Raw genomic sequence first — 14,540 nt, forward strand, 5'->3', positions numbered from 1 at the left:
AACCGCGCGCTGGACGGCGTCCATGAAGAGGACGCCAGCGTAGGGAAAGGAGGTCAGGTAGCGATGGCTATGGGCATCGATGCCGGCGGGAGCCGGGCGACTGCTGGGCGCAATAAAGGGGAAAAGTGCGCGCGACGATGCTCAAGCGAAATTGTGCAGTGCCCACATCATAGCCGGTCCGGCGCGGCAAGGCCAGTGTTTTTTACGGGAAAACCCCTAAAACGTACATGGCGTCCAGGCGCGGCGCTGTTGCTGGCCGGCGACAGCGGCGCCAGGCGGCGCGGCGCGCCTGGACGCCTTGGCCCATCCTCTTTACTGCCAATCTATGGGCGGCACGCCCTGCTCGCGCAGCCAGGCGTTGGCCAGCCGGAAATGGCCGCAGCCCAGGAAGGGGACGGGCGGGCGGCGGGCCGACAGGGGCGAGGGGTGGTTGGCGGCCAGCACCAGGCGATGGCCTTGTCCCGGGGGCAGCAGGGCCTGCTTGGCCTGCGCATGGGCGCCCCACAGCATGAAGACCTTGGGCTCGGGCAGGCTGGCGACGTGGGCGATGAGGGCATCGGTGACCGCTTCCCAGCCGCGCTTGGCGTGCGCGCCGGCCTGGCCGTCCTCGACCGTCAGGCAGGTGTTCAGCAGCAGTACGCCCTGGCGGGCCCAGCGCGTCAGGTCGTTGTGCGCCGTGGCCGCGCGGGTTTGCAGCACTTCGGTGGCCTCGGCCATGCGCGTGAGGGCGCCCGCTCCGCCGGGCTCGAGCGCCAGGCTGCCCTGCACCGGCGCATCCTGGGGCGTTTGCGGCTCGGGGTGGCCTTGCTCGGCGGCCACCTCCAGGAAAATGTTGCGCAGGCTGGGCGGGCGGCGGACGCCGTCGGGCACGGAGAAGGCCAGTCCCTGGGCCTGGCCCGGCCCGTGATAGGGATCCTGCCCCAGGATGACCACCCGCACCGCCTCGGGCGCGACCAGCTCCAGGGCGCGGAAGGGGCGGTCCGGATAGATGGTCGCGCCTTGTTCGCGGCGCTCGGCCAGGAAGGCTTCGAGCCGCTGCAAGGCCTGCGCCGGCTGGGGCTGGGCCAGGCAGTCGCGCCAGGCCGCGGGCAGCGCCGCAAGCTGCCCGGCCAGGGGCGTCAGCAGTTGGTTGGGAGCGTGGATTGCAGTCATCGGGCCGGCGCGCGGCGCCTCAGAGGCGGCTGGCATGTCAAGGTTCCTGCAGGGCCTGCGCCAGCGCCTGGCGATAGCGCGCCAGCGCGGCCGCGTCCGGCGCCTGGGGCGAAGGCCCAGGGTCGCGCCGCGGGGCCGCCCACACCGCGTCGGGAAAATGCCGGTCGTCGCGCCAGCGCGGGATCACGTGCCAATGCACATGCGGCACCATGTTGCCCAGCGAGGCCAGGTTGATCTTGTCCGGCGCAAGCGTGCGGCGCTGCGCCTGCTCCACCGCAAGGACCGCCCGCATCAGCCGCTGGCGCGCGGCCTCGTCCAGGTCGCTCATCTCGGCGGCATGGTCCTGCCAGATCACCCGCGTGAAGCCGGGATAGTCCGGCTCGCCGGCATCGACCACGCGCAGCTGCGCATCGCGCCACAGTACCTGGCCGCCGTCGCCGCGGCACAGCGGGCAGCCGGCCGCCGCCGGGTCCGTACTCATGTCTTCTCCTTTTGCAGCGCGGCTTCCAGCGCCTGCACGATGGTCTTGAGCACCTCGACGCGCGCGTGCCGCTTGTCGTCGGCCGGGATGACGTGCCAGGGCGCATGCCGGGTGTCGGTGCGCGCGAACATTTCGTTGGCGGCCTGGCGGTAGGCATCCCATTTTTCGCGGTTGCGCCAGTCTTCGGGGGTGATCTTGAATTGCTTGAAGGGCGACTTCTCGCGTTCGTGAAAGCGCCTGAGCTGCTCGTCCTTGCTGACCGCCAGCCAGAACTTGACCAGCACCGCGCCGGCCTCGGCCAGCTGGCTTTCGAAGTCGTTGATTTCTTCGTAGGCGCGCCGCCAGTGGGCCGGCGGCGTGATTTTTTCGACCCGCTCGGCCAGCACGCGGCCATACCAGGAGCGGTCGAAGATGGCGATGCCGCCGTGGGCCGGCACGCGCCGCCAGAAGCGCCATAGATAGGGATGGGCCAGCTCTTCGCTGCTGGGCGCCGAGATCGGCGTGATGGTGTAGCGGCGCGCATCCAGCGCGTGCGTGACGCGCCGGATCGCGCCGCCCTTGCCCGCGGCGTCCTGGCCCTCGAAGGCCAGCACCAGGCAGCGGCGCGAGAACGCCTGGCCGCGCACGGCGCGCGCCAGCCGCGCCTGCCACTGCAGCAGCTCTTGCTCGTACTGGTCCTTGTCCAGGTGAGCCGCGTAGTCCAGCCTGCCCAGGCGGTCGGCGATGCGCACCGCCGCGGGCGAGCCCGCCGCGCCGCTGGCCACGCGCGGCGCATGGCGCGGCGACAGCGCGCGCAGCACAGCTTGGCCGGTGCGCACGGCGCGCAGGCGCTCGTCGGCGCTGGGGATCACGACCCAGGGCGCATGCGGCAGATCGGTGGCGGCGATGATTTCCTGTCCGGCGCTGCGCAGGCGATCGAAGCGCTTGTGCACCTTGCGGTCCTGCGGCGCCACCTGCCAGGCGGTGTCGGGGTCGGCCAGCAGGCGCCGGGTGCGCGTGCGCTGCGCGTCCTTGGAAAGATGGAACCATAGCTTGAGCACCTGCACGCCGTTGGCGGCCAGCGTGGCTTCCAGGCGCCGGACGTCCTCGATGTGGCGGGCCATCCGGGCCGTGCGCGGCTGCTTGCGGGCGGCCTCCCGCATCAGCGGCATGTACCACGAGCCGAACACGATGCCGATGCGCCCGGCCGGCGGCAGCGCGTTCCAATAGCGCCACAGCGGCGGGCGCTTGGCCTCGTCCGGGCCGGGCTCGCCGAAGGCCAGCGTGCGGATGTGGCGCGGGTCCATCCACTCGTTGAGCAGGTTGATGGTGGCGCCCTTGCCCGCGCCGTCCAGCCCGGCGGCCACGATCAGCAAGGCGCGGCGCGGATCGAGCAGGCGCGCGTACTGCGCCTTGAGCAAGGCGGTGCGCAGCGGGGTTTCCAGTTCCTTGGCGGTGTCGGCGTCCAGGACCGGGTCGGACTCGGCTTCTGTGAACATCGGGCGCTCCTCTGCTGGCATGCCGGCGTCTTGCGCCGGCTTGCAAACCTATGCGATCAGCCGAGCCAGTTCGGCGCCCGGCTCCTCGGCCCGCATGAAGGCCTCGCCCACCAGGAAGGCATGCACGCCCTGGGCCCGCATGAATTGCACGTCCCCAGGGGCCAGGATGCCGCTTTCGGTGACCACCCGCTTGCCCGCGGGAATATGCGGCAGCAGGTCCAGCGTGGTCTGCAGCGAAGTCTCGAAGGTGCGCAGGTTGCGGTTGTTGATGCCCAGCAGCGGCGTCTTCAGGGTGAGCGCCACTTCCAGCTCCTGCGCGTCGTGTACCTCCACCAGCACGTCCATGCCCAGGTCCATGGCCACGTCTTCCAGGTCCCGCAGCTGCGAGGCATCGAGCGCGGCCGCGATCAGCAGCACGCAGTCCGCGCCCAGCGCACGCGCCGAAATGACCTGGTAGGGATCGATGATGAAGTCCTTGCGCAGCACCGGCAGCGGGCAGGCGGCGCGCGCCTGGCGCAGGTGGTCGTGCGAGCCCTGGAAGAACTGCACGTCGGTCAGCACCGACAGGCAGGCCGCGCCGTGCGCGGCATAGGAGGCGGCGATCTCGGCGGGCACGAAATGCTCGCGCAGCACGCCGCGCGAAGGCGAGGCCTTCTTGATCTCGGCGATCACGCCGGGGCGTCCGGCGGCGATCTTGTCCTCGATGGCCTGGGCAAAGCCGCGCACGTCCTTGCGGGCCTGGGCCTCGCGCAGCAGTTCGGCCTCGCTGCGGATCTGGCGCGCGGCGACCACTTCGTCGGCCTTCACGGCCAGGATGCGCGCCAGGATGTCGTTGCCGGCGTCGCGCGTGGGGGTATTCATTGCTTGTATTTCCGGGTATGGGCGCAGAAGGCTTCGAGCTTGTCGCGGGCGGCGCCGCTGGCGATCAGCTCGAAGGCCTGCGCCAGGCCTTGTTCGATGGAATCGGCGCGGTTGCCGGCATAGATGGCCAGGCCGGCATTGAAGGCGACGATGTCGCGCGCCGTGCCGGGCACATTATCCAATGCTTCGAGCACCATCTCGCGCGATTGCTCGCGATTGTCCACCCGGATCGAGCGGTTGGACACCATGGAAAGCCCGTAGTCCTCGGGATGGATGTCGTACTCGCGGATCTCGCCGTCCTTGAGCTCGCCCACCATGGTGGCCGCGCCCAGCGAGGCCTCGTCCATGCCGTCGCGCCCGTGCACGATCAGCACGTGCCGCGAGCCCAGGCGCTGCAGCACGCGCACCTGGATGCCCACCAGGTCGGGGTGGAACACGCCCATCAGCTGGTTGGCGGCGCCGGCCGGGTTGGTCAGGGGGCCGAGGATGTTGAACAGCGTGCGCACGCCCAGTTCCTTGCGGATGGCCGCGACGTTCTTCATGGCGCTGTGGTGCGCGGGCGCGAACATGAAGCCGATGCCGGTGGCCTGGATGCATTCGGCCACCTGCTCGGGCGTGAGCGCCAGGTTGGCGCCCAGGGCTTCCAGTACGTCGGCGCTGCCCGAGGACGACGAGGCGCTGCGCCCGCCATGCTTGGCGATGGGCACGCCCGCGGCCGCGGCCACGAACATGGCGGTGGTCGAGATGTTGAAGGTATGGCTGCCGTCCCCGCCCGTGCCGCACATGTCCAGCAGGCTGCCCGGATCGGGCGTGACCACGGGCGTGGCGAACTCGCGCATGACTTGCGCGGCGGCGGTGATCTCGCCGATGGTTTCCTTCTTGACGCGCAATCCCATCAGCAGCGCGCTGGCCAGCTGCGGCGAGACTTCGCCGCGCATCAGGCTGCGCATCAGCGTGAGCATTTCGTCGTGGAAGATCTCGCGGTGCTCGATGCAGCGCACCAGCGCTTCGTTGAATGTGATGGTCATGGCTAGCGGATCAGGACAGGGCCAGGAAGTTGCGCAGCAGGGCGTGGCCGTGCTCGCTCAGGATGGACTCGGGATGGAACTGCACGCCGTAGACCGGCAGGCTCTTGTGGCGCACGCCCATGATCTCGCCGTCCTCGGTCTGGGCCGTGACGGCCAGGCAATCGGGTAGCGAGGCGCGCTCGATGGCCAGCGAGTGATAGCGGATCACCGTGTAGGGCGAGGGCAGGCCCTTGAAGACGTCGCTGTCGCCGTGCGTGATGGTGGACGTCTTGCCGTGCATGATCTCGCGCGCGCGCACGATCCTGCCGCCGAAGGCCGCGCCGATGGCCTGGTGGCCCAGGCACACGCCCAGGATGGGCACCTTGCCGGCGTAGTGCCGGATCAGCGGCACCGAGATGCCCGCCTCGGCCGGCGAGCAGGGCCCGGGCGAGATGCAGATGCGGTCCGGGTTCAGGGCCTGCACCTGGTCCAGGGTAATCTGGTCGTTGCGATGCACGCGCACGTCCTGGCCCAGTTCGCCGAAGTATTGCACCAGGTTGTAGGTGAACGAGTCGTAGTTGTCGATCATCAGGAGGCTAGACATGGCGATACCTTGGTTGATGGGGGCAGGTGTTGATGGCGCGCTTGCAAGGCAGGGGGAACAGGCGCCATCGATGCCGCATCGCCAGGGCCGGGCGCACGCCGGGCACGGCTGCGCCGCGCGCGGGCGCGGCGAACGTGTCAGTATCCGGGGAAAGATCTACGGGCATCGGGCAATCTCCTGTTTTCTGGGAGCCGCCGTGCCGAGGAGCCATTTACCGAATCCGCCCTGCCGGTACGACGGCAGGCTGCGGTTCGAGGCCGCAACGACGTGCCGCTTCCTATTGGAAGCGCCACCACTGAGCAATGTGGGTCGTAGCGGTACGGGTCATGGCAGACCGAAATGGGTTATCAAAAGGCGCAGGCAAAATCAGGCGTAGCCTGGGGGGCGCTGACGCCTTCCCGACTTTAGCATGGCGCGCGTGCGGGCGTCTATGCCCCCCGTAGGTACGCGCATCAGCGCCTGCCCAGCATCAGCGCCAGGTTTTGCACCGCCGCCCCGGCCGCGCCCTTGCCCAGGTTGTCGAACACTGCCGTAAGCAGGACCTGGCCCCGCGACGGATTGGCAAAGACCGCCAGCTCCATGTCGTTGGTGCCGTTGAGCCGTTGCGGATCGAGGCGTTCGAGCGCGGACGATTCGGCCAGCGGCAGCACCCGCACGTGGGCCGCGCCGGCATAGTGCCGAGCCAGGCACGCGTGCAAGGCTTGCGCATCGGCGGCTGGCGGCAGCAGGCGCTGGTGCAGCGCGATGGTCAGCACGATGCCCTGGCGGTAGCTGCCATAGGCCGGCACGAAGACCGGCGGCAGCGACAGGCCCGCATAACGCTGTATTTCGGGCACGTGCTTGTGCGCCAGCCCCAGCCCGTAGACCTGGAACGCGGGAGGCCGCGCGGCGGGCTCTGCCTCATGTGCCTGGACCGCGGCGCGGCCGCCCCCCGAATAACCGGACATGGCGTGGATGTCGAGCGGATAGTCCGCCGGCATCAGCCCGGCGCCCACCAGGGGGTGCAGCAGCGCGATGGCGCCGGTGGGATAGCAGCCGGGATTGGTCACGCGGCTGGCTTGCGCGATGAGGCGGGGCTGGTCGGCGCTCATTTCGGGAAAGCCGTAGGCCCAGCCCGGGTGCGTCCTGTGCGCCGAGCTGGCATCGATGATGCGCACGTCCGGGTTGCGCAGCAGGGACAGGGCCTGCCGCGCGGCCTCGTCGGGCAGGCACAGGATGGCGATGTCGCAGTCGTTCAGGGCCTGGGCGCGCAGGCGCTCGTCCTTGCGGCGGTCCGGCGCCAGCGTGACCAGCTCCAGGTCGTGGCGTGCCTGCAGGCGCGCGTGGATTTGCAGGCCCGTGGTGCCTTGGTCGCCGTCGATGAAGATGCGTGGGATGCTCATGGTGCGTATCCGGATGGAGATGCCGATGCGTCATCGTGCCTGCCGCCTTAGAATAGGGAAAGTCGAATTTCATGATCTCGAAATTCAGTTTTCCTGAGGGTCATCCGCGATGCGGGAAATCAGCCTGGACCAGCTGCGCACGCTGGTGACCATCGCCGACCATGGCTCCTTCGCCGAAGCGGCCCGGCTGCTGCACTTGGCGCCACCCACGGTAAGCCTGCACATCAGCGCGCTCGAGGGCCGTATCGGCGCGCAGGTGCTTTCCCGCACGCGGGGGCGCGTGCGTCCCACCGCCATCGGCGAAAGCCTGGTCGATCATGCGAGGCGGCTGCTGGCCGACGTCTCGCATGCGATGCAGGACGTGGCGCGCCAGGCGCAGGGCATGGCCGGGCGGGTCCGCCTGGGCGCGTCCACCGGCGTGATCGCCCACCTGCTGCCGCGCGCGCTCGAGACGCTTGCCCGTTCGCATCCCGGTATCGACGTCCAGATCGCGGTGTCGACCTCGCACCAGACGCTGGAGCGGCTGGTGGCCGGCTCGCTGGACATCGGCATCGTTGCGCTGCCCCAGGCCAGGGTCGCGGGCCTGGACATCCGCCCCTGGCGGCGCGATCCGGTGCTGGCCTTCCTGCCGGCGGCCTGGCCTGCGCCGGCGCAGGTCACGCCCCATTGGATGGCGGCGCAGCCCTTGATCCTCAACGGCCCGGGCACCCACCTGTCGCGCTTGACGGGCAACTGGTTCGCCGATGCGGGCCTGCGCCCCGCGCCGCGCATCGCGCTGGACTACAACGATGCGATCAAGAGCCTGGTGGCGGCGGGCTACGGCGGGACGCTGCTGCCGCACGAGGACGGCGCGCCCGCCCCGGGCGAGCGTATCGCTATGCGGCCGCTGCGCCCGGCCCTGTGGCGCCGGCTGGGCGTGGCATATCGCCGGGAGCTGGCGGCGCCGGCCGCCGTTCCTATGCTGCAGGCTTTATGGAGCCTGCGGCAGAAATAGCGTCATGGATCCCGCAAGCCTGCGCGGCGGCGCCCGGCCCGCGAAATAGCACGCTGCCGTCGATGCGGCTCACGTCGGCCACGCCGGTCAGGCGCAGCGCCCGGACCAGCTCCTCGCGCAGCAGGAACAGGGCGCGCTCGGCCCCGGCCTGGCCGGCCGCGCTTACGCCGTACAGCATGGGCCGGCCCACCATGACCGCGTCGGCGCCCAGCGCCAGCGCCTTGACGATATCGGCGCCGCGGCGCACGCCGCCGTCGACCAGCACCTGCAGCCTGTCGCCCACGGCCTGGGCCACGGCCGGCAGCGCCTGCAGCGCGGCGGCGGCGCCGTCCAGCTGGCGGCCGCCATGGTTGGAGACGATCACCGCGTCGGCCCCCAGTTCGGCCGCGCGCCGGGCGTCCTCGGGATGCAGCACGCCCTTGATCAGCAGCGGGCCCGGCCAGCGGTCGCGGATGCGCCGCAGGTCTTCCCAGACGAAGGCCGGGTCGTAGTTCTTGCCCACCGAGGAGGCGATGGTCGAGGCGTCCACCGCGTCGGGCACGAAGCCGGCCATGTTCTCCAGCGCCGGCAGGCCGTGGCGCAACTGCCGCGCCACCCAGCCGGGCCGGCTGGCGAAGTCCAGCACGTTGCGCGGCGTGTAGCGAAAGGGCAGGCCGAAGTCGTTGCGCAGGTCGCGCTCGCGCTTGCCGCCGGTGGGCATGTCGATGGTGATGATCAGCGCCTGGTAGCCTGCCTGGCGGGCCCGCTCGATCAGCCCGAAGGTGAAGTCGCGCTTGCGCAGCATGTAGGACTGGAACCACAGCTGCGTGTGCGGGGCCTCGCGCGCCACCCGTTCGATCGAGGAGGTCGCGGAAGTGGGCAGCGCATAGGGCACGCCAGCCTCGCCCGCGGCGCGCGCGATGGCCACGTCGCCGAACGGCCAGCCGTAGCCGATCGCGCCGGTGGGCGCGACCGCCAGGGGCAGCGCGGCCGGCTGGCCCAGCAGCCGGGTGCCGGTCTCGATGCGCGAGACGTCCACCAGGTAGCGCGGCAGCAGCTGGACCGCTTCGAAGGCCGCGCGATTGGCGCGCAGCGTGCTTTCGGTTTCGGCGCCGCCGTCGTAGAAGTCGAAGACGGCTCGCGGCAGCATGCGGGCCGCCTGGCGGCGCAGGTCCTCGATGGACGCGGCGCGCTGCGCCCGTTCGCGCAGGCGCCGGCCCGGCGCGGGCGGGGAAGCGGCCGGCAGGGCGGGGCGTTCGGACGGGGCGGGGGCTTCGGACATGGCGGCAGAAGTCGGCGGGCGTTGCGTCATTGCTTGGCCTGGCCGGCGGCCGAAAGCAGGCGGCCCCACAGTTCGGTCTGCTCGGCCACGTAGCGCGAGAAGTCTTGCGGGGTGCGCGGCGTGGGCTGCAGGCCCTGCTTGTCGAAGAAGGCCGCGGCCTCGTCGCTGCGCAGCGCCTGCACGAAGGCCTGGTTCAGCTTGTCGATGATGGCCGCATCGGTGCCGGCCGGGGCGAACAGCCCGCCCCAGGCCACGAAATCGTAGCCCGGCAGCCCGGCCTGCGCCAGCGGCGGCACGCCGGGCAGGGCCGGCGACGGCTCGGGCGGCGTCACGCCCAGCGGGCGCAGCTTGCCGGCCTCGATGTGCGGGCGCGTGACCGAAATGTCGGTGATCATGAAATCCAGGCGGCCGGCCAGCAGGTCGTTCATGGCCTGCGGGGTGCCGGCGTAGGGCACGTCCAGGGCGTCGATGCCGGCCTGCTCCTTGAGCATCTGCACGGCCGCCAGGCTGCCCGAATTGCCCGTGCCGTAGTTCAGCTCGCCGGGCCGCTGGCGCACGTAGTCCAGAAAGCCCGGCAGGTCCTTGGGCGGCAGGTCGGGCCGGATCACCAGCACCAGGGGGTTGGTGGTGAATTGCGTGATGGCGGCGAAGTCGCGCGTCGGGTCGTAGGGCAGCGACTTGAACAGGTGCACGTTGGCCGACTGCGTGCTGTTGGTGCCCACCAGCAGCGTATAGCCGTCCGGCGCCGCGCGGCTGACGTCGGCCGCGGCGATGCTGCCTTGCGCGCCGGCCTTGTTTTCGACGATGAAGGTCTGTCCCAGCGTGCGCCCCACGCGCTCGCCCAGGAAGCGGGCCATGACGTCGGTGGTGCTGCCGGCCGGGAAGGGCACGACCAGCCGGATGGGGCGGCTGGGATAGTCGTCGGCCGCCCAGGCGGCGGCCGGCACGGCCAGGCCCAGCAGCAGGCCCATGGCCAGTTTGGGCAAGCTCGGTAGTTTCATGCTGCGATCTCCATTGTGGTGCGCGGCATGGCCGCGCAATGTTGTGTATTCGTCGTGGTGGCTGTCCCGGGCGGCGCGCGCCGCACGCGGGCGGGCCGGTCAGTCCAGCACCTTGCCGGGATTGAGCAGGCCTTGCGGGTCCAGCGCCTGCTTGATGCGGCGCATCAGCGCCACTTCCAGCGGCGGCTTGTAGCGCCGCAGGTCGGCCACGCGCAGGCTGCCGATGCCCTGCTCGGCGCTGATCGAGCCGCCCAGCGCGGCCACCTGGTCGTGCACCAGCGCCTGCACCTGCGGTTCGGCGGCCATCCAGTCCTGGCGCGTGGACCCGGCCGGGCCCAGCAGGTTGTAGTGCAGGTTGCCGTCGCCCAGGTGGCCGAACACGCGCATTCGCGTGCCGGGATGGTGGCGCTGCAGCAGCGCGTCGGTGGCCTGCACGAAGTCCGGGATCGCCGCGATGGGCAGCGAGATGTCGTGCTTGATGCAATAGGGCTGCTCGGCCAGCGCCAGCGTGATGTGCTCGCGCAGGCGCCAGAAATCGGCCTGTTGCGCCGCCGAGGCGGCGATCGCGGCATCGTGCGCCAGCCCGCCTTCCCAGGCGCGCGCCAGCGTCGCCTCGAAGTCGGCCGCCGAGCCTGGGCCGCCGCGCGGGTCGCTGCATTCGAGCAGCACGTACCAGCGCGTGGCCGGGTCCGCCGCGGCAAAGGGCAGGCGTTGCTGCGCAAAAGCCTGCACCACCATTTCCAGGCATTCGCGCCCCATGACCTCGAAGGCCGTCAGGGTGGCGTCCAGTTCCGCGCGCGCGTGGGCCAGCAGGCGCACCGCCTGCGCCAGGCTTTCCAGCGCCAGCAGGGCGGTGTGCCGGGCGCGCGGCAGCGGATGCAGCCGCAGCGTCGCGGCGGTGATGATGCCCAGCGTGCCTTCGCTGCCGATGTACAGGTCGCGCAGGTCGTAGCCCGCGTTGTCCTTGCGCAGTGCGCGCAGGCCGTCCCAGATCTCGCCTTCGGCCGTGATCACTTCCAGGCCCAGCGTCAGTTCGCGGGCGTTGCCGTAGCGCAGCACCTGGGTGCCGCCGGCATTGGTGGCCAGGTTGCCGCCCACCGTGCAGCTGCCTTGCGCCCCCAGCGACAGCGGAAACAGCCGGCCGGCCGCGTGCGCGGCCTGCTGCACGGTCTCTAGGATGCAGCCGGCCTCCACGGTCATGGTGTCGCCCTCGGGGTCGATCGCGCGGATGCGGTTCAGCCGGGCCAGGCTCAGCACCAGCGCGCGGCCCGAGTCGTCCGGCGTGGCGGCGGCCACCTGGCCGGTGTTGCCGCCTTGCGGCACGATGGGCACGCCATGGGCGGCGCACAGGCGCACCACGGCGGCCACCTGCTCGCGATCGCCCGGCCGCGCCACGGCCAGCGCACGGCCGGTGCGCCGGCGGCGCCAGTCGGTCAGGTAGGGCTCGGCCCGGTCCCCGGTCAATACATGCTCCCGGCCCAGCAGGTCGGCCAGTTCGCGCAGGAAGGGCTGCATTCAATCGTCCCCGATGGGCGTGAGCAGCCGGCCCGTCTCCAGGAAGGAGACCGCGTTGTCGTGCACCAGCCGCGACATGTCGGCGCGCGTTTCGTGGGTGGCGCTGCCCACGTGGGGCATCAGGGCCACGCGGTCCATCTGCATCAGGGGCGCGGGCACCGAGGGTTCGTTGGCCAGCACGTCCAGGCCGGCGCCGCCCAGTTCGCCGCGCTCGAGCGCCTGCACCAGCGCGGCTTCGTCCACCACCGAGCCGCGCGCGATGTTCACGAGGATGCCTTGCGGCCCCAGGGCGCGCAGCACCTGGGCATCGACCAGGTGGCGGGTCTGCGGCCCGCCCGGGCAGGCCAGCACCAGGAAGTCCGCCCATTCGGCCAGCGCCGCCAGCGAGGGCTCGAAGCCGTAGTCGGTCTGCGGGCGCGGGCGCCGGTTGTGATAGCGCACTTGCATGCCGAAGCCGCGGCCCCGTTCGGCAATGGCCAGGCCGATGCGGCCCAGCCCGACGATGCCCAGCCGCTTGCCCCACACGCGCGTGGACAGCGGGAAGGCGCCGATGCTGCGCCACTGGCCGCCTTTCACGTAGCGGTCGCCCACATGGGTGCGCCGCGCGGCGGTCAGCAGCAGCGCCCAGGCCAGGTCGGCCACGCAGTCGTCCAGCACGCGCGGCGTGTTGCTGGCCACGATGCCATGCTCGCGCGCCCATTGCATATCCAGCGTCTCGTAGCCCACGCCCCAGCTGCAGACCGCGCGCAGGCCCGGCAGCGCCGCCATGGTCTGGCGCGTGATGCCCTTGCGCACCGAAGTGATGGCCACGCTCGCATGGGGCGCGGCCGCCAGCTGGCCCTGCACGTCCTCGTGCCCGTCCAGGAACAGCACGCGGTAGCGTTCGGCCAGCGCCGCGTCGATCTCCTGGCCCATCGAGGCCAATTGCACGATCTGGTATTTCTTGCCGCTCATGCCTTCAGCCCTTGCCCGGCCCGGCAGGGATGTAGCCGGCCGCCGAGGCGGCTTCAGCGAAAGGCGTGCCCGCGCGCACCGCCTTCTCGACGCGCTCGTCCACCGCCAGGGCCGCCTCGGCCGCGGCCAGCGTCTCTTCGATGCGGGCGCGCGGCACCACCACGATGCCCGTATCGTCGCCCACGATCAGGTCGCCCTGGCGCACCGTGATGCCGCCCAGCGTGACCGTGCCGCCCATTTCCTGCAGGCGCAGCCGCTTCTTGCCCGTCAGCGGCGTGACGTGCCGGCTGGCCAGCCACAGGCCGGTCTCGCGGATCTCGTCCACGTCGCGGCAGGCGCCGTCGATGATCACGGCGGTGGCCCCGCGCAAGGCGGCGGCCGTCGAGGCGATGCCGCCGAAGGTGGAGACCGGCTCGCCGCCGACGTCCACCACCAGCACCTTGCCCGGGCCGGTGGCCGCCACCAGGCGGCCGACCGCGAAGTCGGCCCGGTCGAAGTCGCCCAGCTGTCCGCAAACGTGGCGTGCGGTGACCGCCTCGCCGGCGATGCGGCCCTGGCCGGCGCGCAGGGCGATGCCCTGCACCACGCCGGGGATGTCCAGCGTATCCAGCGCGTCGGACCAGGTGCTGCTGGCGATGCCGGCGCAGCGCGCCAGCAGTTCGGGAGAGAGTGCTTGCATGGATGGGCTCCTTAATCGACGCGCGCGCCCGAGAGCCGCACGCCTTCGTTCCAGTTCTTCAGCTCCTGGGCGATGAAGGCCTCGAAGGCCTGCGGCGAGCTGTTGTTGACCTCGGCGCCCATGTCGGTCAGGCGCTTGCTCAGTTCGGGATCGGCCACCGCCTCGTGCACGGCCTGGTAGATCTTCTGCTTGATACCCTCGTCCAGGCCGGCCGGGCTGAACAGGCCGAACCAGGTGGCGAAATGAAAGTCCGGCAGGCCGGCCTGGGCCATGGTGGGCACGTCCTGGATGGCTGCCACGCGGCTGGGATGGGCCAGCGCGATGGCGCGCAGGCGGCCGGACTGGATGTGCGGCAGGGCGGCCGACAGCGTCACGAAGGCCACCTGCACCTGGCCGCCGACCAGGTCGGTGAGCATGGGCGCATCGCCGCGATAGGGAATGTGCACCAGCTTCACCCCGGTGCGCTCGGTGAACATCGCGCCGGTCAGGTGGCCGGGCGTGCCGTTGCCGCTGGAGGCCATGGTCAGGCCGTCGCGCGATTGCTTGCCGTAGGCGATGAAGCTGTCCAGGTCCTTGACCGGCAGGGCGGGCGTGGCCACCAGCACCAGCGGGATGGTGGCGCTCAGCGAGATGGGATCGAAGTCCTTGACCGGGTCGTAGTTCAGCTTGCTGTACAGGCTGGCGCCGATGGTGTGCGAGGCCGTGGTCATGTACAGCGTGTAGCCGTCGGCGGCGGTGCGCGAGATCTGCTCGGCCGCCAGCGTGGTGCCCGCGCCGGGCTGGTTGCGGATCACCACCGGCTGCTTCCAGCGCGCGGAAAGCTTCTCGGCCACCATGCGCGCGATCACGTCGGTGGCGCCGCCGGCCGGAAACGGCACGACGATGGTCACCGGTTTGTCGGGGTAGCGGTCGGCGGCGGACTGGGCGGCGGCGGCAAGGGGCACGACGGCCGCACACAGCAGCGCCAGCTTGCGGAACAGGCGGTTCATGAAGTCTCCTCGTTGGTCTTTTGTCGCATGGCCGGCATGGGCCGGCCGCTCGCGCCAGGCCGGACCGCGCCGGCTGGCGTGGTCATGCATGGTGGGACCAGGGATTCATAGACACAAATTGAAATTTGTCTATGATTGTTTGCCTGAGACTATGAATCAGGCCGAACGAAGCGAGGAGCGGG

At 70.9% G+C, this 14,540-nt stretch carries 14 protein-coding genes; 1 reads left to right on the top strand and 13 read right to left on the bottom strand.

Translation table 11 applies throughout. From position 1 onward, the window contains the following. Positions 1-312: 312 nt before the first annotated feature. The 7 genes from V8Z80_RS06675 to argC all read right to left on the bottom strand — a co-directional run bounded on the left by V8Z80_RS06675 (position 313) and on the right by argC (position 6,965). Positions 313-1,152 carry a uracil-DNA glycosylase gene (locus V8Z80_RS06675; RefSeq protein ID WP_336061586.1) on the bottom strand — a complete coding sequence of 280 codons (840 nt, stop codon included), beginning with the start codon at positions 1,150-1,152 and terminating at the stop codon, positions 313-315. A 37-nt stretch (positions 1,153-1,189) separates the two neighbouring features. Next, positions 1,190-1,633: an HIT family protein gene (locus V8Z80_RS06680; protein ID WP_155192633.1), complete on the bottom strand. Its 444-nt coding sequence runs from the start codon at positions 1,631-1,633 to the stop codon at positions 1,190-1,192. Beyond that, complete coding sequence (gene pap / locus V8Z80_RS06685) at positions 1,630-3,111, bottom strand: polyphosphate:AMP phosphotransferase (RefSeq protein WP_336061440.1); 1,482 nt, start codon at positions 3,109-3,111, stop codon at positions 1,630-1,632. The genes V8Z80_RS06680 and pap overlap by 4 nt, the downstream gene beginning before the upstream one ends. 48 nt (positions 3,112-3,159) lie before the next feature. Next, positions 3,160-3,972 carry an indole-3-glycerol phosphate synthase TrpC gene (gene trpC / locus V8Z80_RS06690; RefSeq protein WP_155192637.1) on the bottom strand — a complete coding sequence of 271 codons (813 nt, stop codon included), beginning with the start codon at positions 3,970-3,972 and terminating at the stop codon, positions 3,160-3,162. Beyond that, complete coding sequence (gene trpD, locus V8Z80_RS06695) at positions 3,969-5,000, bottom strand: anthranilate phosphoribosyltransferase (RefSeq protein WP_155192639.1); 1,032 nt, start codon at positions 4,998-5,000, stop codon at positions 3,969-3,971. The genes trpC and trpD overlap by 4 nt, the downstream gene beginning before the upstream one ends. Before the next feature lie 10 nt (positions 5,001-5,010). Continuing rightward, positions 5,011-5,583 (bottom strand): anthranilate synthase component II, encoded by a 573-nt coding sequence (locus tag V8Z80_RS06700; protein ID WP_336061441.1) that lies wholly within the window; start codon positions 5,581-5,583, stop codon positions 5,011-5,013. Between the two features lie 452 nt (positions 5,584-6,035). Continuing rightward, entirely contained in the window at positions 6,036-6,965 is a 930-nt protein-coding gene (argC, locus tag V8Z80_RS06705; RefSeq protein ID WP_336061442.1) for an N-acetyl-gamma-glutamyl-phosphate reductase, read from the bottom strand. Between the two features lie 109 nt (positions 6,966-7,074). Between argC and V8Z80_RS06710 the strand changes: the two genes are divergently transcribed. Further along, the gene (locus V8Z80_RS06710; RefSeq protein ID WP_336061443.1) at positions 7,075-7,959 is read left to right on the top strand and encodes a LysR family transcriptional regulator; all 885 of its coding nucleotides are present in this window, start codon (positions 7,075-7,077) and stop codon (positions 7,957-7,959) included. On the opposite strand, the gene V8Z80_RS06715 is transcribed toward V8Z80_RS06710, so the two are convergent. From V8Z80_RS06715 to V8Z80_RS06740, 6 genes are all read right to left on the bottom strand, one after another. Continuing rightward, entirely contained in the window at positions 7,922-9,220 is a 1,299-nt protein-coding gene (locus tag V8Z80_RS06715) for an alpha-hydroxy acid oxidase (protein ID WP_336061444.1), read from the bottom strand. The two genes, V8Z80_RS06710 and V8Z80_RS06715, sit on opposite strands and share 38 nt — an antisense overlap. Before the next feature lie 26 nt (positions 9,221-9,246). Next, positions 9,247-10,221: a Bug family tripartite tricarboxylate transporter substrate binding protein gene (locus V8Z80_RS06720; protein ID WP_336061445.1), complete on the bottom strand. Its 975-nt coding sequence runs from the start codon at positions 10,219-10,221 to the stop codon at positions 9,247-9,249. Positions 10,222-10,320: 99 nt separating this feature from the next. Beyond that, a complete protein-coding gene (locus tag V8Z80_RS06725) occupies positions 10,321-11,736 on the bottom strand; it encodes an FAD-binding oxidoreductase (protein WP_336061446.1) in 1,416 nt (471 codons plus the stop codon). Further along, complete coding sequence (locus tag V8Z80_RS06730) at positions 11,737-12,690, bottom strand: 2-hydroxyacid dehydrogenase (RefSeq protein WP_336061447.1); 954 nt, start codon at positions 12,688-12,690, stop codon at positions 11,737-11,739. It lies immediately after the preceding gene. Positions 12,691-12,694: 4 nt separating this feature from the next. Then, positions 12,695-13,369 (bottom strand): RraA family protein, encoded by a 675-nt coding sequence (locus V8Z80_RS06735; RefSeq protein WP_336061448.1) that lies wholly within the window; start codon positions 13,367-13,369, stop codon positions 12,695-12,697. A gap of 11 nt (positions 13,370-13,380) precedes the next feature. After that, positions 13,381-14,358, bottom strand: coding sequence for a tripartite tricarboxylate transporter substrate binding protein (locus V8Z80_RS06740; RefSeq protein WP_155192678.1), 978 nt, complete (start codon positions 14,356-14,358; stop codon positions 13,381-13,383). Between the last annotated feature and the right edge of the window lie 182 nt (positions 14,359-14,540).

This window comes from Orrella sp. JC864, from assembly GCF_037026685.1.
Taxonomy (GTDB): domain Bacteria; phylum Pseudomonadota; class Gammaproteobacteria; order Burkholderiales; family Burkholderiaceae_B; genus Orrella.